The sequence below is a fragment of the Bacillus sp. ABA4_010 genome, from assembly GCF_056159105.1.
The window spans coordinates 3,105,880-3,130,191 of the sequence record NZ_JBSWUN010000003.1; the positions used below are offsets into that span (position 1 = coordinate 3,105,880).

20 protein-coding genes and 1 pseudogene are annotated in these 24,312 nt (G+C 41.4%); 2 read left to right on the forward strand and 19 right to left on the reverse strand.

Annotated features, from left to right (window positions below; genetic code table 11):
- Nucleotides 1–43: 43 nt before the first annotated feature.
- The 5 genes from ACXAEO_RS16550 to ACXAEO_RS16570 form a co-directional block, all read right to left on the reverse strand.
- On the reverse strand, nucleotides 44–973 hold the full coding sequence (locus tag ACXAEO_RS16550) for an aldo/keto reductase (protein WP_474883109.1): 930 nt from the start codon (nucleotides 971–973) through the stop codon (nucleotides 44–46).
- 25 nt (nucleotides 974–998) lie between these two features.
- Nucleotides 999–2,198, reverse strand: coding sequence for an MFS transporter (locus ACXAEO_RS16555; protein ID WP_474883111.1), 1,200 nt, complete (start codon nucleotides 2,196–2,198; stop codon nucleotides 999–1,001).
- Between the two features lie 200 nt (nucleotides 2,199–2,398).
- The gene (locus ACXAEO_RS16560) at nucleotides 2,399–3,343 is read right to left on the reverse strand and encodes an LLM class oxidoreductase (RefSeq protein ID WP_474883113.1); all 945 of its coding nucleotides are present in this window, start codon (nucleotides 3,341–3,343) and stop codon (nucleotides 2,399–2,401) included.
- A gap of 184 nt (nucleotides 3,344–3,527) precedes the next feature.
- Nucleotides 3,528–3,965: an RrF2 family transcriptional regulator gene (locus ACXAEO_RS16565; protein ID WP_474883115.1), complete on the reverse strand. Its 438-nt coding sequence runs from the start codon at nucleotides 3,963–3,965 to the stop codon at nucleotides 3,528–3,530.
- A 47-nt stretch (nucleotides 3,966–4,012) separates the two neighbouring features.
- Complete coding sequence (locus tag ACXAEO_RS16570; RefSeq protein WP_474883117.1) at nucleotides 4,013–4,915, reverse strand: LysR family transcriptional regulator; 903 nt, start codon at nucleotides 4,913–4,915, stop codon at nucleotides 4,013–4,015.
- 180 nt (nucleotides 4,916–5,095) lie between these two features.
- Between ACXAEO_RS16570 and ACXAEO_RS16575 the strand changes: the two genes are divergently transcribed.
- Nucleotides 5,096–5,674 carry a LysE family transporter gene (locus ACXAEO_RS16575; protein ID WP_474883119.1) on the forward strand — a complete coding sequence of 193 codons (579 nt, stop codon included), beginning with the start codon at nucleotides 5,096–5,098 and terminating at the stop codon, nucleotides 5,672–5,674.
- A 157-nt stretch (nucleotides 5,675–5,831) separates the two neighbouring features.
- Here the strand turns inward: ACXAEO_RS16575 and ACXAEO_RS16580 are convergent.
- The 13 genes and pseudogenes from ACXAEO_RS16580 to ACXAEO_RS16640 all read right to left on the reverse strand — a co-directional run bounded on the left by ACXAEO_RS16580 (nucleotide 5,832) and on the right by ACXAEO_RS16640 (nucleotide 21,577).
- Nucleotides 5,832–6,787, reverse strand: a pseudogene (locus ACXAEO_RS16580) (sugar ABC transporter substrate-binding protein).
- A gap of 118 nt (nucleotides 6,788–6,905) precedes the next feature.
- Nucleotides 6,906–7,898 (reverse strand): ABC transporter permease, encoded by a 993-nt coding sequence (locus tag ACXAEO_RS16585; RefSeq protein ID WP_474883121.1) that lies wholly within the window; start codon nucleotides 7,896–7,898, stop codon nucleotides 6,906–6,908.
- A 4-nt stretch (nucleotides 7,899–7,902) separates the two neighbouring features.
- On the reverse strand, nucleotides 7,903–9,411 hold the full coding sequence (locus tag ACXAEO_RS16590; RefSeq protein WP_474883125.1) for a sugar ABC transporter ATP-binding protein: 1,509 nt from the start codon (nucleotides 9,409–9,411) through the stop codon (nucleotides 7,903–7,905).
- Nucleotides 9,412–9,595: 184 nt separating this feature from the next.
- On the reverse strand, nucleotides 9,596–10,654 hold the full coding sequence (locus ACXAEO_RS16595; RefSeq protein WP_474883127.1) for a Gfo/Idh/MocA family oxidoreductase: 1,059 nt from the start codon (nucleotides 10,652–10,654) through the stop codon (nucleotides 9,596–9,598).
- 35 nt (nucleotides 10,655–10,689) lie between these two features.
- On the reverse strand, nucleotides 10,690–11,586 hold the full coding sequence (gene iolE, locus ACXAEO_RS16600) for a myo-inosose-2 dehydratase (RefSeq protein ID WP_474883129.1): 897 nt from the start codon (nucleotides 11,584–11,586) through the stop codon (nucleotides 10,690–10,692).
- 81 nt (nucleotides 11,587–11,667) lie between these two features.
- On the reverse strand, nucleotides 11,668–13,602 hold the full coding sequence (gene iolD, locus ACXAEO_RS16605) for a 3D-(3,5/4)-trihydroxycyclohexane-1,2-dione acylhydrolase (decyclizing) (RefSeq protein ID WP_474883131.1): 1,935 nt from the start codon (nucleotides 13,600–13,602) through the stop codon (nucleotides 11,668–11,670).
- Between the two features lie 171 nt (nucleotides 13,603–13,773).
- A complete protein-coding gene (locus ACXAEO_RS16610) occupies nucleotides 13,774–15,231 on the reverse strand; it encodes a CoA-acylating methylmalonate-semialdehyde dehydrogenase (RefSeq protein ID WP_474883133.1) in 1,458 nt (485 codons plus the stop codon).
- A gap of 85 nt (nucleotides 15,232–15,316) precedes the next feature.
- Nucleotides 15,317–16,324: a 5-dehydro-2-deoxygluconokinase gene (iolC, locus tag ACXAEO_RS16615; RefSeq protein WP_474883136.1), complete on the reverse strand. Its 1,008-nt coding sequence runs from the start codon at nucleotides 16,322–16,324 to the stop codon at nucleotides 15,317–15,319.
- A gap of 160 nt (nucleotides 16,325–16,484) precedes the next feature.
- Nucleotides 16,485–17,342: a class II fructose-bisphosphate aldolase gene (locus tag ACXAEO_RS16620; RefSeq protein ID WP_474883137.1), complete on the reverse strand. Its 858-nt coding sequence runs from the start codon at nucleotides 17,340–17,342 to the stop codon at nucleotides 16,485–16,487.
- A gap of 444 nt (nucleotides 17,343–17,786) precedes the next feature.
- Complete coding sequence (locus ACXAEO_RS16625; RefSeq protein ID WP_474883139.1) at nucleotides 17,787–18,815, reverse strand: LacI family DNA-binding transcriptional regulator; 1,029 nt, start codon at nucleotides 18,813–18,815, stop codon at nucleotides 17,787–17,789.
- A gap of 94 nt (nucleotides 18,816–18,909) precedes the next feature.
- On the reverse strand, nucleotides 18,910–19,722 hold the full coding sequence (gene iolB, locus ACXAEO_RS16630; RefSeq protein ID WP_474883141.1) for a 5-deoxy-glucuronate isomerase: 813 nt from the start codon (nucleotides 19,720–19,722) through the stop codon (nucleotides 18,910–18,912).
- Nucleotides 19,723–19,744: 22 nt separating this feature from the next.
- The gene (gene iolG / locus ACXAEO_RS16635) at nucleotides 19,745–20,785 is read right to left on the reverse strand and encodes an inositol 2-dehydrogenase (RefSeq protein WP_474883143.1); all 1,041 of its coding nucleotides are present in this window, start codon (nucleotides 20,783–20,785) and stop codon (nucleotides 19,745–19,747) included.
- Between the two features lie 195 nt (nucleotides 20,786–20,980).
- On the reverse strand, nucleotides 20,981–21,577 hold the full coding sequence (locus tag ACXAEO_RS16640; RefSeq protein WP_474883145.1) for a hypothetical protein: 597 nt from the start codon (nucleotides 21,575–21,577) through the stop codon (nucleotides 20,981–20,983).
- A gap of 312 nt (nucleotides 21,578–21,889) precedes the next feature.
- Here ACXAEO_RS16640 and ACXAEO_RS16645 point away from each other — a divergent pair, with 312 nt between their 5' ends.
- Nucleotides 21,890–23,626 (forward strand): HAMP domain-containing methyl-accepting chemotaxis protein, encoded by a 1,737-nt coding sequence (locus ACXAEO_RS16645; RefSeq protein WP_474883147.1) that lies wholly within the window; start codon nucleotides 21,890–21,892, stop codon nucleotides 23,624–23,626.
- A gap of 105 nt (nucleotides 23,627–23,731) precedes the next feature.
- Here the strand turns inward: ACXAEO_RS16645 and ACXAEO_RS16650 are convergent, their stop codons facing one another.
- On the reverse strand, nucleotides 23,732–24,274 hold the full coding sequence (locus ACXAEO_RS16650; protein WP_474884246.1) for a flavodoxin family protein: 543 nt from the start codon (nucleotides 24,272–24,274) through the stop codon (nucleotides 23,732–23,734).
- Nucleotides 24,275–24,312 lie beyond the last annotated feature (38 nt).

Consider the following 24,312-nt stretch of genomic DNA (forward strand, 5'->3'; position numbering starts at 1 on the left):
ATTATCGATGAACACCTAGGTATCCATATAAATCCACATATAGTTAAAAGATGCGGTCAATTGCTTGAATTTCCTCCGATGTTAACTGAACGTCCAATGTTTTCAAGTTATTTAGCACCTGATCCGCTCTCTTTGCTCCTGGAATTAACACATCAACCGAATCACGTGTTAAATACCACGCAAGAACAACGTGAGCCACCTCTTGATTTTTTGCCTCGGCAATTTTTCGTACTTGCTCTACCTTTTCTAAATGTTGTTCAAATACTTCTTTTTGGAAATAAGGCAAGTCCGCACGCAAGTCATTGAAAACCATGTCTTTGTTATATTTGCCAGCTAACAGCCCTGATGCAAGCGGGAAATAAGGAATAAAGGAAATCGTATGCTCTTTTGTATATGGCAGCAACTCTTTTTCTGCCTCTCGCTGCAACAAGTTATATTCGCCTTGATACACATCGACGTAACCATCTTTATTAGCTTCTTTTAACTGCTCCATTGAAAAGTTGGATACACCGATGGCTCTAATTTTCCCTTCATCCTTCAGTTGCTTTAACACGCCAACGGCTTCATCTTTTCGTGTATCCTCGTCTGGAAAGTGAATATAATACAAATCAATGTAATCTGTTTGCAGACGTTTTAAACTATTTTCCACTTCTTGCTTTAAAAAAGCTGGTGAGTTATCGAACACAACATCTTCCCCAACAAATTTGTGGGCACCTTTTGTCGCAATGATGGCCTCAGAACGATTTCCTCTTTCTTTTAACACTTCACCAATCAATTCTTCCGATCGTTCCGGTCCATAAATGAACGCTGTATCTAAAAGGTTGATGCCATTATCTAATGCTGTTCGAACGAGCTCTTTTCCAGCTTCTTCGTCCAAGTTCGGATACAGATTATGACCTCCGACGGCATTGGCCCCAAGTCCGATTGGGTTCACAACTAAATCCGTTCTTCCGATTTTTACTTGTTTTGTCATTTTGCATCCCTCTCCTTTAAATCGATTAATTCGCACTCTTCATCTTGACCTTATAAGCGGTTTTACGTACACTCCGATTCCAAACGGTAATTAGTGATACAGCCACTACACCTAATAGCCCAGAAAAGTAAAAGCTTGCGGTAATGCCTGCCTGTTCGTTCAAAATTCCTGCTAAGAACGGTCCAGCAAACATACCAATCGCATACAAGGCCTGGTATGCCCCCATCGCCGTTGCTCGTTTCTCATGAGGAATCGATTCGATGGCCATCCCTAACAGCAACGGAAAAAGAAGGCCGAGTGCAAATCCGTTCAAACCTTGTACAATACAGAGCAAGCCTTTCGTTTCGATAAATGGGGTGAACAGCGTAAAAAAAGCTGTTAGTCCAAAGGCTATTTTTAACGATAGCCATTGACCAAACATCGGAACAAATACTTTCCCTGCAAAAAGAGTGGCAACAGCATGAGGAATCATAAACGAAAATACAATTAAACTAATATCCCCAGCCTCTAATCCTATTTCCAATACATACGCAGGCATAAACCCAAACATGGTCGTAAAAATAATGCTGTGTGCCAAAATTGATAATAACGAGATTTTCAACAGCAAAGGTTCCTTCATGACAGATGTCAGTTCTTTCAATTTCACCGGTTCCCTCTGAACCCCGTCTTTCGGTTCAAAAATAAGAAAGGAAAGCGCTATCCCAAATATGCCGACAATCCCCCCTATCCAGAAAGGCGCATGCCACCCCCATGCATTGACGATGTACCCGCTTACACTCATCCCTACCAATTGCGCTAGCACTACCACAAATGTAATGCTGCCCATCGCACGGTGGATTTCCCGGTCTGTGAAATAACTAGAGTACAGTACTGTAAATACCACCCATGTCGCTGCAGCCAGCCCTGCTAAAGAACGAGCGAACAAAATCCATCCTAAACTATCCGTTAAGGCAAATGCTAAACAGCTAAACGCACTAACTGACATTCCAAATACAATGAATGGCTTTCTTAGTTTCATCAAATCGGAGAAAATTCCAAGCGGAAGTCGCGTTAGAAGCTGCATCAGCCCATAGCTGCCCAAGACAATCCCAATAAACGTGTACTCCCCTCCCATTGACTCCATATAGGGAGATAAGACAGGAACATAAATAAAAGGGCAGAACCAAAAAATGAAGGAAACGATTAAAAAAAGGTAATCATTTCGATTGGCATATAGGGTCTTCAAAGCATCACTTCCTATTTAGTTATCACTTCTTCATTTTATGGCCATTTCTGCATTTTTGCAAAAAAATAATTCCTAAAATAAAAAATTTTCTAAATTATTTTATTAAAAAAAGCGGATGGCATTCCCTCAAAGGGTGTCATCCGCTTTTCGTCACATTCTATTTTAATAGGCTGGTCATTTCCTCTTGTTTTTTCTTCGTATTATGATAGTGCCGGAAAATGCGGCAGGACGTATTCCCCTAATTCTTCAATGACTTCTTCTGCTGGGCGTTGGCCGTATTTTAAATTGAGGATTACATGATTCACACCAATCTCTTGAAACGCTTGAAGAATTTCAATTACGAAATTTCGTCCTGTACGGAATCCAAGATGAATGGGAACCGGAACATGATTCGGGTCCTCTGCTAAATCAACGTATAGTGATTGCGTAAATGGTTTGAATTCGCCTGTTAACGAGCGGAAATTTTCGATTAATTCCTTTTGAAAGCTGAGCGCGCGTGGATAATAAATCCATCCATCACTATGTTCCGCAATCCATTCCGGTGATTGCCCACTATGACCTGTCACCATTAAAGGAATGTCCAATAATTTTGGTTTTGGTAAAATGTCTCCACCTGTTAAAGAACTTCTCTTTGAGTCAATCGTTGGAAAATGTTCTTTCCATGATGTTCTCAACACATCCACCGCTTCTTGAAATAGTTCATACCGCTCCTCTTGATTCACAGAGAACGCAGGAAACTCAATTGGGCGGTCGCCTGTTGCCACGCCAAGAATGAGTCGCTCACCAGATAAGCGATCGATCGAAGCGGCAGCCTTGGCGACATGAAGCGGGTGGCGCAGCGCTAAAATAATGCTCGCTGTTCCTAAGGCAATTTTTTTCGTATTTGCAGCAACATATGCTAAATAGGTAAACGGATCATACATTTGTCCGACATCCCCAAAATTCGGATCACGTAGCGGGACATCTCTTACAAATAGCGATGCAAAATGAAGCTCTTCTGCCCGTTTCGCTAACTTTATTTGTGTGTCAAGATCCATTTCAGGGACATCGCCCATATAGGATTCAAGCGGAAACACGAGTCCTAATGTTAATTTGTTTTCTTGATACATTCGTGAATAGCCTTTATGATGTTTGAATTTTTCCATTTTGTCTACTCCTTAAGAAAGTAAGATTGTTTATTACGTCTTTTCTGGCATCATCATGCCCTTTTTATTTCAATGGATAAGCTGTCACAAAAGAATGATCTTCATCCCAACAAACTGAAATGTATTTCATTACAGTTTGTTGCAAAAAAAAATTTATCGAGCACAACTAGCTTAACACGTAGCATTAGTTGTGCTTTTCAACAAACTTTTTTTCACTATGAGTAATTTGATTCATAATATCTTGTATCGTTACACTCTTTAAATAGTTCAAAAAATGCTCTTCCGCATTTTGAAAAACATGAAGGAGTACAACAGATAAATGCTTTCCAATAAGGCAGTTTTCATTGGAATCCGGACATTTGGGTACAAGCGTCTCTTCACTCGTAATTTTAAAGATTTGATCCAATGTAATATGGTTCGGTTCATCGTTTAAAGAAAACCCGCCTTTAACGCCTTCTTTCGAAGTTATGATGTTTTCTTTTCTTAATACACTCAAAATCTTTCGTAACCTTACCGGATGAATGGACACACTTTGAGAAATATCTTCACTGGTCACTCGTTGATCTTGCTTTTGAGCTAAATACGCAACGCAGTGAACAGCAATTGAAAAATCGCTATTCATTTATATCTTCCCCCTAAATGTAATAATACACATTACAGTTTAACATGTCAATTTGAAAACACTTCATTTTGGCTCTCACGAATGGATGTTAATACGAGTTTAGTAAAAGCCTCGACTGCTGGCGATAGCCACTTTTTCTTCTTGATAAGCATATGTGAATAAATAGGGTCAAACGTTTCTGAATGCGCTAAAATTTTAAGCTTACCATTTTCTACATCTTCCTTCACCGTAATGTACGGCAAAGCAGCAAATCCAAGACCGCTTCTCACCATCTGTTTAATGGCTTCAATGCTCCAAAGCTCCATCGTTTGAAAAGTATGGATATCCTTCTTCAGCATATACCGCTCAAACATTAACCGATAACTACAGCCTTCTTCATTCGTAATAAAAAAACTGCTTGTGCTCTTTTCTTTATACTCATTGAAATGATCAGGACCTTCCATCCCACCTACAAGGACAATTTCTTCCTGCACTAACGAATGATGGATACACTTTTCCACCTTCATTTCTGGATACACCATAAAGGCGACATCCACTCGGCCACTGACTAGGTCGATTTGATTCTGCCCGCATGTCCCGTTCGTTAAAATGAGTTTGACGTGAGGGTAGTTCTTCGAATAGTCCCTTATAATCGGTCCTAGTCTGGAAATGGTTAGCGACTCTGGTGCTGCTACTTTTAACACACCCTTTACTTCACGGGTGCTTTTCATGTTTGTAATCTGCTCGTGAGTGGAAAGCAAGTCCTCTGCTAAAGGGATTAATTCCCTTCCTAAAGAAGTCAGCTCCAGTCTTCTATTGCGATACGTGAAAACTTCCCCTCCAATGTGTTGTTCAAGCGCTTGGATGTGAGAAGTAATAGTTGATTGCGTATAGCCAAGCTTTGAAGCTGCCCCCGTATAACTCCCAACCTCTACAATCGTTTGAAAGGTAATAAGATGCCGAATTTCCATAGTGTTCTCCTTCAGCTATAAGATGTATCGAAAAAAATGATACTAGTTTTTTTAATTTCAATTTTATTTATTGATAGAACCATCATACAATAAAGACTGTTCTATTGGAAATGTTCTTGAATCAAATGAAGCTGTGTCGAGTTATGAAGTGGAATATATAGAGTAAATGAAGGTGAGTTTATGAGTATTACAGCATTTCTTTCGTATGTCATTATTACATCCATTACCCCTGGTCCAAGTAACATCCTTATGATGAATGAAGCAAAGAGATTTGGTTTTTTGGGCTCTTGGCGATTCATGAGCGGCATCTTAACAGGGTTTGCGGTACTGGGGATTATGAGCGGCGTCTTTACAACCAGTCTGTACCATTGGCTTCCGGTTGTGGAGCCATATTTTAAAGCAGCTGGTGCCGTCTACCTTCTTTATTTAGCTTGGCAAATTAGTTTAGCGAAGCGTTCAAAGAAAAACGATACAAATATACAATCTTCTTTTTTATCAGGATTTATTTTTCAAATGATTAATGTGAAAAGTATTTTGTTCTTTTTAACGGTGATGAGTGCGTTTATTTTGCCATTCACTCAATCTTTTCTATTTATCCTGTTCTATTTAGCTTTAGCTATTTGTCTTGGCTGGGTCGCCCTGCTTTTATGGTCAGGATTTGGCTCACTATTTAAAACATTTTTCGAGCAATATGACAAGCCTTTTCGGTTCATCATATGTTTCTTATTAATTTACTCCGCGGCGACGATTTTTTTCTAATAACTTCAACAAAAATTCTTGCAAACTAGCAAAAAAACGTGAAGGAACCCCCCTCCACGTTTTTTTGCTATATACATTTCACTTACTCATTCAACACCACTTTATTTAGTAGAAAGTTCACCTAAGGGGATGACATCTCCTTAGGTTTATATAGAGGTTATTGGGCAATGCTATTCAAAAACTCTAGCTTTTCTTCCGCATTGTCCTTCGTGATAATGTCAATACCGCTGTCAATACGCGTATCGATTTGTTCACCTTTCATCGTTTTTAATGCATTCTCGACCCCTTGATACCCCATGTCATACGGACTTTGAGCAATTGTGCCTGCAAGTTTTCCTGCCAAAATGGATTCAACTGCTTCTACCGTCCCGTCTGTACCGATGACAGGAATAGTTAACCCTTTTGCCTCAAGTGCGCGCAGTGCTCCAATGGCCATATCATCGTTCGCACTGAATACTCCTTTAACGTCTGGATCTTTTTGCAAAATGTTTTCCATGACGGACATCGCTTTCGTTTTATCACTGTCAGCTGGCTGCTCCGCTACCACTTGCATACCTGCCTTCTCTAATTCTTCTTTAGCGCCTTTTACACGTGCATCCATTGCTGTATTACCGAGTGCACCAGCGACTAACGCTACTTTGTCTCCTTTTTGTAGCATGGAAGCAAGGACTTACCGCCTTCTTGACCAGCTGTATAGTTATCCGTTCCGATAAAAGAGGTTTTTCCTTCAAAGTCCGCATCTGTATCAATTAAAAGAACCGGAATATCGCTTTGTTGCGCTTGCTCTAATACCGGTACAACTGTATCAGGCTGTGATGGAGATACGACGAGCGCGCCTGGACTTTGATTCAATGAATCTTCAATCATATTAACTTGTTCCATAATTTGCGATTCTGCCGATGGCCCAACAATGGTTACATCAACCCCTAATTCTTCCCCTGCTGCTTTTGCTCCTGCTTCAACATATTTCCAATAAGGACTGCTCAGTGTTTTTAAGACGACGGCTACACTCTCATTGCCGCCTTCTCCTCCTGCTGACGAAGTATCTTTACCGCAGCCTGTTGCTGCAACAAGCAAACCTGCAATAGTTAAGGCAATTCCTAATTTTTTCATCTCTGTCTCCCCCTATAATCCCCATGTTTTCTTTTATACAAAGCAAGTGCTTACCTTAAGTGATGTCCCCACCCTTCAGCTAAGCACACTACTTGCTTCTAATCTTCATGAACCACTTTTAATCTTTTTTACTTTTACGCTGACGAAGGACGTCGACGTATACGGCTGCGATAATAACAATCCCGATAACGGTCATTTGGAAATCAGCTGATACGTTTAGTAAGTTCAAGCCGTTTCTTAAGACAGCGATAATCATTGCACCAATTAATGTGCCCCATACTGTACCAACACCGCCAAAGAAGCTAGCTCCGCCGATGATAACCGCGGCAATAGCATCCAATTCGTATGTTAAACCAGCAAGTGGGAATGCAGAGTTAACACGTCCTACCATAACTAAACCTGCAAGCGCTGCCATAAATCCACTGATTGTATAAACGATAACTAATACACGATTCACATTAATCCCAGATAAGTGAGCCGCTTCTTTATTTCCACCAATTGCATAAATGTAGCGACCTGTTTGTGTACGTGTCAAAAAGATATGGAAGATAACATACATAACAATAACAAGTAAGAAACTGACTGGAATCGGACCAACGAATTCTCTTCCTAAAAACTGAATCATGTACGGGAAGCCAGCAATTGGCGCAGCCGCTGTAATAATAAGTGCTAATCCCCGTGCAATGTTCATCGTACCAAGTGTGGAAATGAACGGATGCGGTAAGCGTAACTTTGTTAGCATAATACCGTTCAACCAACCAAAGAAAGCTCCGACTAATAAACAAATTAAGATACCAACGAATGGGTTAACCCCCATGTTGACAACCGCCACACCCATGACCATAATGGCGATGGCTAAAATCGAACCGACGGATAAATCAATACCAGCCGTTAAAATCGGCAACAACATTCCAAGTGCTAAAATGGCGTTAATGGACGATTGACGTGCAATGTTCATGACATTGTTCACCGTTAAAAATTTATCCGATAGAACCGTTAAAATAATTGTTAAACCGACTAACGCAATTAGAGAACCAAACTTCTCTAAATACTGGCGTGCTGTTTTCTTTTCACCTAACGATTTGGATTTTTCTACAGCTATTTCAGTCATTTCCTCATCCCCCTGTAGCCGCTTTCATAATATTTTCTTGTGTTGCTTCATGGCGAGAAAGGTTCGCTGTGATTTGCCCCTCACTCATCACGAGAATACGATCGCACATTCCTAAAATTTCTGGTAAGTCTGACGAAATCATTAAAACAATCGCCCCATTTTCTATAAGCTGATTCATTAATCGATACACTTCTACTTTAGCTCCAACGTCAATTCCCCTTGTCGGTTCATCAAAGATAAAGACTTTCGCTTTTGTACAAAGCCATTTTGCAATAACAACTTTTTGCTGATTTCCCCCACTTAGCTTACGGGCATTCAATTCAATATTTCCTGGTCGAACCTTCAGTTCTTTTATGTAATTCTCGGCTGTTCCTTTAATTTTTTGTAAATCAATCAAGGTGTTCGTATTTTTAAAGCTTTTCATGTTCGCTAATGCGATATTAAAGTCTAGAGGTTGATCAAGCAGGAGCCCCTCGCTTTTCCGGTCTTCCGTAATGAATGCAATACCAGCATTAATTGCATCACGCGGTGCTTTAATATTCACTTCTTTTCCGTCAATGAGAATGCGTCCACCCTCTTTAGGGTCCGCAGCAAAGATGGCTCGAGCCATTTCTGTACGTCCTGCTCCGACGAGGCCTGAAACTCCAACAATCTCTCCGTAACGAATTTGGAAGGATAACTCATGTTTTGACCCTTTCACTTTTAAGTTTTCTACACGGAATCCTTCTTCACCAAGAGTAAAGGCCTGCTTCGGATATTTCTCATCTAATGTACGGCCAACCATAAGCTCAATCCATTTATCTGGATCGGTTGTTTTAACAGGAAGGGTGTCAATTTTAAAGCCGTCCCGTAAAATGGTAATTCGATCGCCCATCCGCTTAATTTCGTCAAGGCGATGGGAGATGAACACGATCGCAATTCCTTTCTCCGTCAATCCTTCAACTGTCGTATAAAGCTGTTCAACTTCGGTTGCACTCAAGCTCGCAGTCGGTTCATCCATAATAATGAGCTTCGCATCCAATGTGAGCGCTTTCGCAATTTCGATCAGCTGTTGCTGCCCAATTCCGAGTTCTCCTAATGTTCGGTCTGCCAATTCCGGGTCTTGTCCGAGCATCTTCAAGTAATGCTTTGCCTGTTCTTTCATTTGCTTTCGGTTTAGTAGCGAAACCTTTCCGCTGTTTTTCAATTCTCTCCCAAGGAAGATGTTCTCATATACTTTTAATTGAGGCACAACATTAAGTTCCTGGTAAATCGTCGCAATCCCTAGTTTCATAGAATCGACAGGATTATTGATTTGAACATGCTGTCCTTCCCAGTAAATATCTCCGTGATCTTTCTCGTAAGCACCTGTTAAAATCTTGATGAGCGTCGATTTTCCTGCCCCGTTTTCACCGAGAAGTACATGAACTTCTCCAGCTCGAACATCTAAGTCAATCCCTTTTAGCACATGGTTGTTTGAAAAACTTTTCTTGATATCCTTCATCAATAACAAGCTTTTTTCATCTGTTTTCATGTATGCCTGGACTCCTTTCTTACGTCAAATCGTTTAAGTCCAATCTTTGGGTAAGCGCTTTCCTTATTACTTAAATTATATGTCGTTTTTTCCGATTAATCAACCTAAATTTTTAAATTAGTTAAAAAATTCTAAAATTTAAAAATTCATTCTAGATTTTGGAAAAAATGACTGGTACGTCTTATTACAATGTCTTTGCTGCACTCTTTTCAGTAGCATATGTCTCGACCTTCACCAATTCGCCTGTTTCAAATGATTGCTTGCATGCATACCCTAAGATGGTCGATTGAACCCCGTCTTCGACCGTCACTTCTGGTTTGCGTTGCTGTAAAATGCAGTCGACAAATTCTTCCACTTCGCTTAAATAAGCTTGTTCAAAGCGCTCAATAAAGCCTTCGGAGCATTCTTTCAGAGCCCCTTGTTCCCCAAACACTGTGACCATATTTTTCTCTGGTACAGTCCCGATCCGCAATGTTCCTTTTGTTCCGACAATTTCCGTTTCAATGTGATACCCATGTGCGCAGTTACGCCCTGCAACAAAAATGCCCATCGTATTATTTTTAAATTTAACAAGAGCTGCCCCTGTCTCCGCATCTTGTAAATCCGCAATTTGTGGATACGCGTACGCTCCGCCAATCGCCCAAACCGAATCGGCCTCGGACTGTAAATACCAGCGGGCAAGGTCTAAATCATGAATCGCCATGTCAAGGAACAAGCCGCCACTGTAGTTATTTTTCGCAAATGCCATAAAACCGTCAATGGCTTTTACTGGATCAAGACCATAGCAGCGAATTAAAACCGGATCGCCAATCGCTCCTTGTTCGATTTTTTTCTTCGCATATGCATAAGATTTATCGTAACGGCGCATAAAACCAACCATGAACACTTGATCTTGATGCTGTTCGACCGCCTCTTTCACTCGAATGACTTCATCTAAATATAAGCCAAGAGGTTTTTCTGTAAAGACATGGAAACCTTTACTTAACGCTTTTTCAATTTGTTCACAATGGAAGCCAGATGGCGAAGCGATAAAAATTGCATCAAGCTCTTGATTCTCAAGCATGTCGTCATAATTGGTGTAGCCATAAGGAATTCCCCACTCTTGTTGAAGTTCAGTCACTTCCTCTTCTATTACACTACAAACCGCTGTCAATTCGCTGTTGCGAATGCGAAAAGCCAAATTTTCAGCATGCTGTCTTCCTAAACGGCCTAATCCGACAATTCCAAATTTCACTTTTTTCATGTTTATGTCCTCCTGCTTCTTTTTGACGTGAACACTTATAGACCGCTTTTTTCTTTTATATATTGACGCGCTTTCACCGCATATTCAAACGGATTGGCTAGCGCCGGATCTTGCTCGGCCTCTACGACAAACCATCCTTTATAATCGGATGCTGCTAATATAGTAAACACTTCGTCAAACTCAATTGATCCATCACCTGGTACCGTGAACGCTCCCGCTTTCACAGCCTGTAAAAAACTCCAGTCTTGTTCTTTCACCTGCTCCACAATCTCTTGGCGAATATCTTTTAAATGAACATGATGAATGCGCGGCAAATGTTTCTTTAAAAGATGAACAGGATTTTCACCTGAAAATACGAGGTGACCTGTGTCAAACAGCAAAGAAACGAGCTTCGGGTCGGTCATGTCCATCAATTTATCAATTTCTTCTGTCGTTTGAACCCCTGTCCCCATATGATGGTGATAGACGATTTTCATGTCTTTCTCTAAAGCAAGTTCACCAAGATGATGTAACCCGGCTACGAGCCGTTCCCATTCCTCGTCTGTGAAGACTGGCTTTTCCTTAAACAACGGAACGTCCATCATTCCTTGGATACTTCTTCCTTGTTCAGATACGACGATAATCTTGGCTCCCATCTCATGGAGAAAATCACGATGCTTGAGGAAAGCGTCAGTTGTTTCTTCCAGCGGTTTTGTCGTTAAAAAAGCGCTGAACCATGCACTCGCAATCTCTAAATTCCTTAATGATAACGCCTTTTTTAATACGGTCGTATCTCTCGGATATTTATTGCCGACTTCGCTTCCTGTAAATCCGGCGAGCGCCATTTCACTAATGCATTGCTCAAATGTATTTTCTCCGCCCAATTCCGGCATGTCATCATTTGTCCATGCGATGGGCGCGATCCCAAGCTTAATCGTGTTTTCCTTAAACATCGTTTCCTCTCTCCTTCATCTCGTCAATACGTAGCATATGCGTTTTTTGGAAGAGACCCTGTCGCCCCTTCCAAACACCGTTTAATAGCGTCTTGCTTTTTGCAAGTTTCGTTCTTTATCTTCATAGGCAACCTGTATCTTTGAGCTATTGGATACTTCAGCTCCACCGACATGCCACCATGACTCATAACCGTGCGTCATCGTTTTTGGCAATACTTTAATATCAATTAACGTGGACACAGATTGCTTTTTCGCATCCTCCATGGCTTCGCGCAATTGAGCAATTGTCGTTACGCTGTACGTTTTAACTCCATAGCCTGCTGCACTTGCTGCAAAGTCGATTTTCATAATGCGACCGTTCAATTGCCCTGTTTCATCGTTACGGTAGCGAAATTCCGTACCGAAACTGCCCATCCCGTTCCCCATCTGCAAGTTATTAATGCAGCCGAAACCTGAGTTATCAAACAAGACGACATTGATTTTCTTTCCTTCCTGCAGGCTTGTAACAAGCTCGGAGTGAAGCATTTGATAGCTGCCGTCTCCAACCATTGCATACACTTCTTTATCCGGTTCAGCAATCTTGGCACCAAGTGCTCCAGCCACTTCATAGCCCATGCACGAATAGCCGTATTCCATATGGTACGTATTCGGTTGACGGGATACCCACATTCTTTGCAAATCACCTGGAAGACTGCCAGCCGCTCCGACGATGATGGCATCTTCTGGAATGCATTTATTCACTTCACCGATCACTTCTGTCTGGGTTAAAGTTGTGCCAAGTATTTCTTCATACTCCGACAACGCCTGATCTAATTGCCCGGCAACTTCCGGCACAAACCCTTGCTGTTCATATCGTGTATGATGAAGTCGCTCCAATTCCTCTGCCCATTCATCTTTTGCTGCGGCAATTTCAGTTGTATAGCCGGATTGGTATTGAACCGCTTTCAATTCTTGCTGCAACGTGAGAAGCGCTTCCTTCGCATCTGCCACTACTTTCACGGCATCAAGTTTACTAGCATGAAATTCAGAGACATTAATTGTTAAAAATTCCACTTGTTCGTTTTGGAACAATTGCTTAGAGGCGGTCGTAAAATCGGTAAAGCGTGTTCCAATTCCAATCACGAGGTCCGCTTCTTTCGCAATCGTATTAGCCGCTAAATTTCCTGTAACCCCAATCCCGCCTAAATTGTAACGGTGACTGCTTTCAAGTGCACTTTTTCCTGCCTGTGTTTCTCCGTAAGGAATATGGAACGTTTCTGCAAATTGTTGAAGCGCTTCAGCCGCCTCCGAATAGCGCACTCCACCGCCGCAAATGATGACGGGCTTTTTCTTTTTCACAATTAACTTCACTGCGTCATCTATGCTTGCTTTCGTCGGAATACGACGTTCAAAGCGGTGCACACGCTTTTGGAAGAAATATTCTGGGAAATCCCACGCCTCTCCTTGCACATCTTGCGGAAGCGCAATCGTCACAGCACCTGTATCCGCCGGGTTTGTCAACACGCGCATCGCATTAATCATCGCGGTCATCAGCTGTTCCGGACGGCTGACACGATCCCAATATTTGCTTACGGCACGAAAAGCATCATTCGTAGAAATCGATAAATCATGTGTTTGTTCAATTTGCTGCAAAACAGGGTCAGGTTGTCTTGTTGCAAATACATCACCAGGTAGCAATAATACCGGAATGTTATTGGCAGATGCTGTCGCTGCTGCTGTCACCATATTGGCAGAACCTGGTCCGACAGAAGCCGTACATGCCATAATTTGTTTGCGATGCTTCTGTTTAGCGAAAGCAACAGCCGCTTGGGCCATTCCTTGTTCATTGCGTCCTTGGTACACTTCCAATGCGCCCGGATTTTCCTCTAAAGCTTGCCCAAGCCCTAAGACATTTCCATGTCCAAAAATGGTAAAAATACCTTTGACTAATCGGTCTTGTTTGCCATCAAACTCTATGTATTGCTCGTTTAAAAACTTGACGAGCGCCTGAGCCGTTGTCATTCTAATTGTTTTCATCGCATACCGCCGCCTTTCTTTTGCCTCATTATATTTCGATTTATATTCATGACAGATGAAGACTTCATTTTACGTATAAGCAGTGGGCAAGAAGCGGTCGATGATTCTTGTCCACTGCTTATACGTAACTCATTTAACATCGTGTTAAATGAGTTACGTAGATAAACTGTATTACCAGCGAGCTGTGACCATTTTCTTTCTTGTATAGAACTCCACACCGTCTGTACCATTTGCATGAAGATCACCGTAGAAGGAATCTTTCCAGCCTGAGAATGGGAAGAACGCCATTGGTGCAGGTACGCCTACATTGACACCAAGCATTCCGGAGTGAATTTTTTCACGGAATTTGCGGACATGGCTTCCATTTTGCGTGTAAATGCATGCTCCATTGGCAAAGCGGGAATTGTTCGCAATTTCAATCGCTTCGTCTAAGTCTTTCACACGAACAACTGAAAGAACTGGTGCGAAAATCTCATCTTGCCAAATTTTCATTTCTTGTGTTACGTCATCAAAAATAGTTGGACCGACGAAGTAGCCTTCACCTTTAACTGCCGCATCTTCTCTTCCGTCGCGTACAAGACGAGCGCCTTGCTCAACGCCTGACTCGATATATTGGATTGTTCGCTCTTTATGTCCGTCACGAATAACAGGACCAAGGAATACGCTCTCGTCCATTCCATTTCCGATTGTCAGCTTATTCGCTTCTTCCACTAATTTGGCTACAAAATCGTCTGCAATATCTTCTTGAACTGTGACAACAGAAGCAGCCATGCAGCGTTCACCAGCAGAACCGAATGCCGCGCCGATAATTTGGTTGGTCGCCACATCAAAGTCCGCATCGTTAAGAACGATGGAATGGTTTTTCGCACCAGCTAACGCCTGAACACGCTTTAAGTTTTCCGTTCCTTTTTTGTAGACGTATTCTGCAACTGGTTGAGATCCAACGAATGAAATAGCTTTCACTAATTGATGCTCTAAAAGTCCATTTACGACATCGTGAGCACCGTGTACAATGTTTAACACACCTTTTGGCAAGCCTGCCTCCTCGAACAACTCAATCAGACGATTAGCCAGAAGCGGTGTACGCTCAGACGGCTTTAACACAAATGCATTACCGCACGCAATAGCAAGTGGGAACATCCAGCAAGGAACCATCATTGGAAAGTTAAATGGTGTGATACCACCAACAACCCCAATTGGATAACGATACATGCCTGATTCAATGTTTGTTGCAATATCTGGAAGCTGCTTGCCCATCATCAACGTTGGTGCACCTGCCGCAAACTCAACGCACTCAATTCCACGTTGTACTTCTCCATACGCTTCCTTGTAGCTTTTACCGTTTTCAAGTGTCACCAATTTAGCTAACTCATCCCAATTGTCTACAAGTAGCTGCTGATATTTGAATAGAATGCGCGCCCGTCTTGGAACTGCGACTTGTGACCATTTTTGAAACGCTTCATGAGCTGCTTGTACCGCTTTATCGACATCTTCTTTCGTGGAAAGAGGCACTTCAGCAATGACTTCACCTGTTGCTGGATTGTACACAAGTTCGGTTTGAGATCCAGATGCTTCTACCCATTCGCCGCCAATGTAATTTTTTACTGATGTTACTGCTGTCTGTGTCATATTTTTTTACTCTCCTTTTTAGTTAGAATGAACAAATGGTTTTTTCGTCCTTATATGAAGCGCTTTCATGCTTATGTAACGTACTTCACGCTTCTTGCAAAATTTCCTCTGCTGTTTCCATGAAGCTAGTGAGTTCTTCTTTCGTTGGCATCGCCTCTGAACAGCTATGCTTCGAAATAACAATCGATGCAGAAGCACCGCCTAAACGCATTGCTTCACGAATGTCTAACCCTTGCATTAATCCGTAAATGAACGCGGAAGCATAAGAGTCGCCTGCTCCAAACGTTTTTAGCACTTTTGTTTTAAAAATGCCGCCACGGTGAGTATCTCCATCCCTTGTATAGGCAATCGATCCGTCTCCTCCGTGTTTGATGACTACAATCTTAGCATGATAAGAGAACCATCTTTCTGCTGTTACTCGGTCATCCGATTGTTCATAGTTTAATAGTTTCTCCATCATGTCAAACTCTTCACGCGTCCCGATAATCACATCGCATTTTTCAGCCGCAAGGTTATAATAAACCGCTGTTTCTGCCTCTGACTCCCACGTATAAGGACGGTAGTCAACATCAAAGAAGACCACAACATCATGCTTCCGTGCATACTCTAATGCGAGAAAAACGGCTTCCCTTGAAGGGCTCTTCGCTAATGCCGTTCCGGAAATTAACAATGCTTTTGCTTGTTTAATATATTCTTCCGATACATCTGACGGCTCTAGTTTTAAATCAGCCACATTGTCGCGGTACATTAAAATGCTGCATTCTTGCGGACTTTTAATTTCGGTAAAAGCAAGTCCTGTTACGGCACCTGTTTGATCAACCACCACATTTTCTGTACTAATTTGATTTTCTTTTAAATACTGGGTAATGTATCGTCCCATTTGATCATCCGATACTTTTCCGATAAATCCCGTCTTGAGGCCAAGACGGGCTGTGCCGATGGCGATATTAGCAGGAGAGCCTCCCACATATTTTGTAAATGTTCGCGTTTCTTCCATCGGTCGCTGCGTTTCATTCGCATTTAAGTCGATGCATAAACGCCCCATTGCAATGAAATCAAGTGGACGGTCATTTTGAAAGTTAAGCGGGTTCACTGAAACATGCCTCCTTTTATAATCAAGCGTTGGAACGCTTCGCAAATTTCCAAGCTAAGCAGCATTGCTTCTCAGAAAGGTTCAATTGGTTAAGCGCTTTCCTTAATGAGTAAAAATAATTCGTCTTTCCCTTTTATGGTAGGTTGCAGACGATTGCTTTTTATACTAGCTTTATTGGCTCGCTTGCTTTGCCACAGCTGCCAAATATATTCATATGGTGTTTCACATTTTCATAGGCTGCCATCACCACATCTTGGTGAAGAGCAAAGTAGTCGGAATAAGGCTTTGCTTCATTAATCGTGTCTACAACGCGATGGAAAGTTGCCGTTGCCACGTTAATTTTACGAATACCTGACTGGATACATGTATGGAAGTCGTCCGCACTAATGCCAGATCCGCCGTGAAGAACTAATGGAATATCGACCTCTTCATGGATTTCCTTCAAACGATCGATTCGTAAGTTCGGATCTCCTTTATACATGCCATGTGCATTTCCAATCGCAATAGCTAACGCATCGACCTTTGTTTCCTCTGAAAACTGTTTTGCCTCATCTACACTTGTCAGTAAGATATCGATGTCTTCCGACCCATCCTCACTGCCGCCGACCCGGCCAATTTCAGCTTCAACTGTCGCTCCGTATTGCTTCGCAAGCTCCACAATTTCTTTCGTCTGGCTGATATTTTCTAAAAGCGGATGATGTGACCCGTCATACATGACAGAGCTAAAGCCAATATCAAGCGCTTGCTTAATTTTTTCGGTCGTCATCCCATGATCAAAGTGGACAGCTACTGGAACATCCGCTTCTTTCGCTGCGGCTACCATGAGCGGACCAATCATATGGAGAGGAGAATGATTGAGGCGAACCTCGGCGATTTGTAAAATGAGCGGTGAACGCAGCTCCTCTGCTGCCTTAATAGTTCCCATCACCATTTCCATGTTTGCAATACTAAACGCACCCACTCCATAATTTCCTTGCTCTGCTTGTTCTAAAATATGCTTCATCTTTACTAAAGTCATGCATTCATCACCTTTTTTTAATGAATCGTTTCTGATGTTCACACACCTTACAGAATCCTACATCGGTTTTATTAAGAGAGAATAGGTTAAGCGCTTTCCTTGCTTTTATTATACCTCGCACAAATAAAATTGCAAATACTTTTTTATATTTTTAGACTATTCTTTTTTTGTTTGTTTTCCTTCTTCGTAACAACAACGATCAACTCTACAAAGAAGGAAAAAGAGACGCTAATAAATCTTCAAATATGATTTTACTGTTTTATACAAAGTGAACCGTTCATCCAAACTCCGGATATTCCTAACTTCTAATAACGGTCCATTTTGTCGAGATTGTTTGAAATGGAATGCTTTCACCCTTTTTTCAAACAACCTCAAAAAAAAAGCATTTTCCAACTATTCATTGAGACCATCATATCTCGCTAGAATCGCTGAAAAATGCTTAGATTAAACACTATAGGTATCCTTTTCCTTACAAGGAGGAGCCGGTGCGGTAGAGTGACGCATAACTATTTGAGGAAGCATTAAAATCCGTTGCTTCGGTGCTGCTTCATTATCCATTTGCTCTAAAAGTAGCGTGATAGCCTGCTGGGTTAGTTCTTTAATTGGCTGTGCGATACTCGTCAAAGGAGGACTCGCAATCTCAGCTAAAATCGTATTGTCAAACCCAATAATCGATAGTTCTTCTGGCACTTTAATTCCGAGAGACTGCGCTTGCCTCATCGCTCCAATAGCCAGAATATCATTACAGGCCATTATGGCGGTTGGACGGTCTTTTTCACTACGCAACAACTGATCAGCCGCTTTTGCCGCATTGTCAATAGTGGCCTCTGTATGAACAATCATGGATTCCGTCAACTTAATGCCCGCTCCTTTTATCGCATCTTTGTATCCTTGAATACGATAAGAGCTTCTTGATAAATCCTCTGCAATGACACCAATGTTTTTATGCCCCAATGACAGCAAATGACTGGTTGATTGAAACCCTCCGCGATAATCATCAATGGACACCGTGCTCACTGCAAGCGATGGCAAATCAATGGAAAAAAGCACAAGCGGTGTGTTTTCTTTTAATAGCTCTTCTACTAAACTGAGTTTAATGTACGAAGCGATAATAAATCCATCCACCCTTTTTCTCGATAAAAGAGAAAGGTAGTGCTCAGTTTTTTCTTCGCTTCGATCCGTACTACAAATGACGACACCAAAACCTTGCTTTTGTGCCCAATCTTCAATATTTCTGGCTACTTCACCGAAATACGGGTTGGCAATGTTCGGAACAAGCAGTCCAATCGTTCCTGTCCGTTTACCCGTTAAAGCTGAAGCAACCATACTAGGCTGATAATGGAGCTGTTCCATCACATCATGCACTTTTCTTCTCGTTTTTTCACTAATCCGCCCAGTGTTATTAATGACTTTCGAGACTGTCGCAATCGAGACCCCCGCTTCTCGAGCCACATCATAAATAGTTGTCTTCATACGATTGAAATCACCTTTTTATTAGAATAATTTATTATAACATACGCAAAGTTGGTGAAAAAAAGAATGACTCATCGTCATTCTTTTTTTAGCATTATTTTTTCAATGTTTCAAACAACCACTCATGGTCTGGGTCATTATGAAATTTCCATGTCCGGATTGGTCCTGCCATTACATTCAAATAATAACACTCATACCCTGGCGGGGCAGATACCGGATGATAGCCTTCCGGGACAAGTACTACATCTCGGTTTTTGACAACAAGAGTCTCATCAAGCGTACGTTCATCATTGTACACACGCTGCACGGCAAAGCCTTGACCTGGATTCACTTCATGATAGTACGTTTCTTCTAAATACGATTCAGCTGGCAAGTTATTTTGATCGTGTTTGTGCGGCGGATAGCTCGACCAGTTTCCTGCCGGTGTGAACACCTCAACGACAAGCAAACTGTCCGCTGCTTTTTGTTCTGGTAAAATGTTATGAATTTGTCGGAACATATGGCCAGAGCCGCGGTCTTCTACTCCTACGTCCTCTGGAGCAATTAATCGCGCGGCATAGCTTCCATGCCCAGGCGCTAAACAAACCGCAAGCTCCACATCTGTTAACGCTTCCACTTTATAGGAATCATCATTTGGAACATAGACCGAATAAGGCGGAATCTTTTCAAACACAGACATGCGCTGACCGATCGCTAAAAACGACTCATGATTTGTATGAACAGAAGCTTTTCCGCTCAATAAAACGAGACATGCCTCTTGATTGCCCGTCAGATTTTCCAATACTTCTCCTTCTTTTAAAGAATACACTTCAAATCCAACATACTCCCACCCTGCACTTTCAGGGGTCACCGATAAAATTTTCCCTTGTGTGTCACGCTCTTGCGGACTAACAATTAACTTTGACATCGTTATCTCCTCCCGTGTCTTTTTAGCCGTTTAATACAGGCTCGCCTTCACTTTTTTCCAAATGGTCCACTGTCACAGGACGGCCAGTCAAAAAGGACTCTTTCGCCGCTTTGGCAATGCGCTCTGCCTGAAGACCGTCATTACCGCTGCAAACGACTGCTTTATCTTCCTGCAACGCTTTCGCAAATTGCGTTATTTCCTCTATATAAGCTTGCGTATAACGCTCAAGGAAAAAGTGTAATGGCTTATCCTTGACAACTCCGTTAGCAGTTGACACTTCGACAGTTGTCGGGCGGCAATTATCAGCCGACGCTGTTCCTTTTGCTCCAAATACTTCTACTCGCTGATCATATCCGTACACGGCTTGACGGCTGTTATCAATCACCCCTAATGCACCGTTCGCAAATTTTAATGTGACAATCGCCGTATCGACATCTCCCGCTTCTCCAATGGCTGGGTTAATTAGCGTCGTTCCGTGCGCTGACACTTCCACAACCTCGCTGTTCATCACATAACGGGCCATGTCAAAATCGTGAATCATCATATCCATAAACAAGCCCCCGGATGTTTTCACGTAGTCAATGCTTGGAGGCTCTGGGTCTCTCGAAGTAATTTTTAAAATGTGCGGTTGTCCTACTTCCCCATTCTGAACAACGTCACGCACTTTTTTGAAGTTCGGGTCAAAACGGCGATTAAAACCGACTTGCAGCTTCACGCCTTCTTCTTGGACAATTTGCAATGCTTCAATCGTTTCCTCAACGGAAAAGCTCACAGGTTTTTCGCAAAAAATATGCTTTTTAGCACGTGCTGCTTCTTTAATTAATTGCGCATGCGTCGTGGTTGGCGAACAAATGAAGACCGCATCAATGTCCTTATCTTCTAGTAATGTTTTATAGTCTGTCGTTAATACAGGAATATTTTTCTCGACAGCCCATTCTTGCAGATGATTGACTACAACATCTGAAACCGCTTTAACAGTCATTTCAGGAATTAGCTTTAAATTATCAACATGAAGCTTACCAATTCGGCCTGCGCCGATTACACCAACTGTAATTTTTTTCATATTCGTTCTCCCCTTTGAGAAAAATAAAGGAAAGCGCTTAACCTATTCTCTTTTTTAGTATAGCTAATATGTAAGCGCTTTTCAATATAAAGTTCGAAATTATTTGATAAATAAAGGAAATTTCCTCAAACAAAAAAATCCCTAACACTCATCAGGGATTATTCCGGTACATATACTCTCTTATTTCGGATATTTTTACTTTTTCTCTTTATCTTCTCGGTGAAAAGGAAGACGTTCATGCTTATGCTGGAAAAGACCTAACTCTTTCGCCTCGTCTGCATAATTTTCTTTCATTTCTTTCAGTAAATCTCTCGCTGTTTTATCTTTCGTATCGATGCCAAGCTGTTCAGCCGCTTCAAATACTTTCTTCTCACGGACTTCTTTCGCAATAGCCCGAATTTCTTTTCCCTCTGATTCAATCCCTAATTCTTTCGCTTCTGCTTTTACCTTCGTTTCAAATACTTCTTTCGCAATGTCACGTACTTCTTTTCCTTCTGTTTCAATACCGAGTTCTTTTGCTTCTGTTTTTACTTTTGTTTCAAACACTTCTTTCCCAATATCGCGAATTTCTTTTCCTTCTGTTTCGATTCCTAATTCTTTTGCCTCTGCTAAAATGCGTTCCTCATTCATTTTATGTTTTCTATGGAACGACTTCTTCTCTTCATCCTTTCCGTCCTGCTCTGTGAGCGTCGGAGATGTATGTACATTTTCAGTTGCAAATGCCGAAACCGCTCCAAATGCCCCTAACGTTAATGCTCCTGCCATCGTAAGTCCAAATACTATTTTTTTCATTGTAAATTCCTCCTATTTTTTTATGTTGCCTGCTTGCATCTCTTACTATACAGAGGAAATACATTAAATCTAATAAACCACCAATGATCCCATATTTCTTTTGAATAAAACGCTCTTTCTCTTCAATTGTTATATCTATATAAAACTTTCTGCATATAGCACCTTAAACATTGACATACTTTTACACTTAGCCGATAGTTAATTTGAGGTTCTGCCCTTGCCCTGCATGACGAAGCCGCTCCTTTAATTTATATATTTACTATTCATCCAGCAGCTGAGCATACACACTATCACTGAAAAGGAGACAACAAAATGATTCTAAAAAAATTTACTGTAGCTCAAAAAATGTATACAGGTTTCTTCTCAATCCTAATTTTTATGGGAATATTAGGTGGCCTCTCTTCATGGAACATGAAAAACCTTAATGAAAAATCTACTGAAATTGTCGATTCCTGGTTACCAGGAGTGGAATCCATCAATAAAATTAATTATTTAACAGAGCATATACTGACCCTTGAATATCAATTTGTCCTAGAACGTGACAACAGCCAATTAACCCAGCTTGAGAAAGAAATGGATGAAACATTTCGTCAAATATCTCAAACCTTTGATGACTATGAACGTACCATATTTTTAGAAGAAGACCGAAAGAATTTCAATTTATTAAGAGATAAATGGAATGAATATAAAGAGATTCATTCTTCCTTTGTTGAAGTTGGAAGAGAAATGGATTTAACCAAACAAGTAAATAGTGACAAAGTCGAGCAATTGTTTGAAGCAATCTCTAAAGCAAACAGCGCATTCGGAGAAATGCAGGTGTACCTCGACACATTAGTCAAGCTGAACCATGATGGAGCGGAACGGGCTAGTTTAGACGCAAACAACTTATTTACCAACGGACGCTCTCAAAACATGACTCTATTAATTTTTACCGTTATACTCGGTATAAGTATTGCCTTTGTTACAGCAAGAAGCATAGCGAAACCATTGAGAATGCTAACAGTCAATGTAAAAGAAGTGGCACAGGGGAATTTGACAGTTGATCCTGTTGTTATAAAGAATAAGGATGAACTAGGCGAACTCGCTCAATCCTTTAATGAAATGATGAACAATTTATCATATTTGATCCGACAAGTCAGTCAATCATCCGAAGCTGTTGCAGCTTCATCAGAAGAGCTATTGGCAAGCTCAGAGCAAACCAGCAAAGCGACGGAACAAATCACCATTGCTATGCAAGAAATTGCAGCGGGTTCCGACAAACAAGTGAACGCTACTACCCACATGAACCAAACCGTTTCAGAAATCGCTAAAGGAATGGAAGAAGTGTCTAAATCGATTCAAACTGTTGCGGATGTCAGTATGATAACAAATCAAAAAGCCGAAAACGGAAATCAGATTGCCGCTGAAACCATGCAACAAATGAATATTGTTTATGAGAATGTCTCGAAAACCACAACAATCATCAATCGTTTAGGAAAAAGATCTGAAGAAATTGGAAAGATTGTAGATTTAATATCCCAGGTATCTGATCAAACAAACTTGCTTGCGTTGAATGCAGCTATTGAAGCAGCAAGGGCAGGAGAACATGGACGCGGGTTCGCCGTTGTAGCAGATGAAGTACGAAAGCTGGCGAAAGAAGCCGGAAGTGCGACCAAATCCATTCATCAGCTCATCGAAAAAATTCAAGATGAAATTCAGGACGTAATCGAATCCATGGCAGAAGGAACAAAGTCTGTGAAAACAGGCATTGAAAAGGTCGATAAAACTGGGAACGAATTTAAGGAAATTGTCAAAATGATTGCTAATATCACCTCCCAAACTCAGGAGGTTTCAGCTATCGTTCAAGAAGTCCATTCCAGTACGGAAGGAATGGTCCATACTTTCACGGAAATTGCTTCGATTTCTGCTCAATCCGCTGCAAACACAGAGCAGGTGGCGTCATCTGCAGAAGAACAAAACGCTTCAATGGAGGAAATTGCTTCTTCCGCAAACTCCTTGAGCAATATGGCTTTAGAGCTTCAGCAAACTACCGCTAAATTTAAGGTGTAACAGAAAAAATAGGTGTTATTTTTACAGCGTTCCCTTTATGAAGGATCCATTGAAAGGCAAAGAAGAAAAAAACGGGATAGCTTTAAAAGCTTCCCGTTTTTCGTTTCATGACTGCAGCAAACGTAATTTTTCATTTAACATTGTCGCTTCCGTTAATGCTTGTTTATCTTCCAAAATAGCATCAGGCGGGCTGCCTTCACCGATGATGTAACCGGCAAACTCCATTCCTACAAAATCAAAGATGTATTGAAACTGCTGAATGAGTGGGAGTGCCTTAATTTTTGGATTGTCTCCTCCTGTCACCATCACATACGCTTTTTTCTTCCCCATTTCTTCTTTAAAAGCATAGCGCGTATCACGAAGGCTTTGGGACCAACGATCAACAAAATTCTTCATCAAACCTGACATGCCATACCAATATAATGGCGTAATAAACAGAATAACATCATGCTCCAACACTTGCTGAATCGTCACGTCATAATCATCATCAACAGGTTGAAAGCCCCCTTCATCATGTCGCTGATCCACAATCGGTTTAATATGTCGATCGCGTAAATACACATGCGTAACCTCTACGCCTTCGAATGCCGTTTCTGCCAGTTTCTCCGAATTTCCTTGTGAACGCGAACTGCCGTATAAAGCGATTATTTTCATGCCGTAACCCCTTTTATAAATTTTTCCATCTC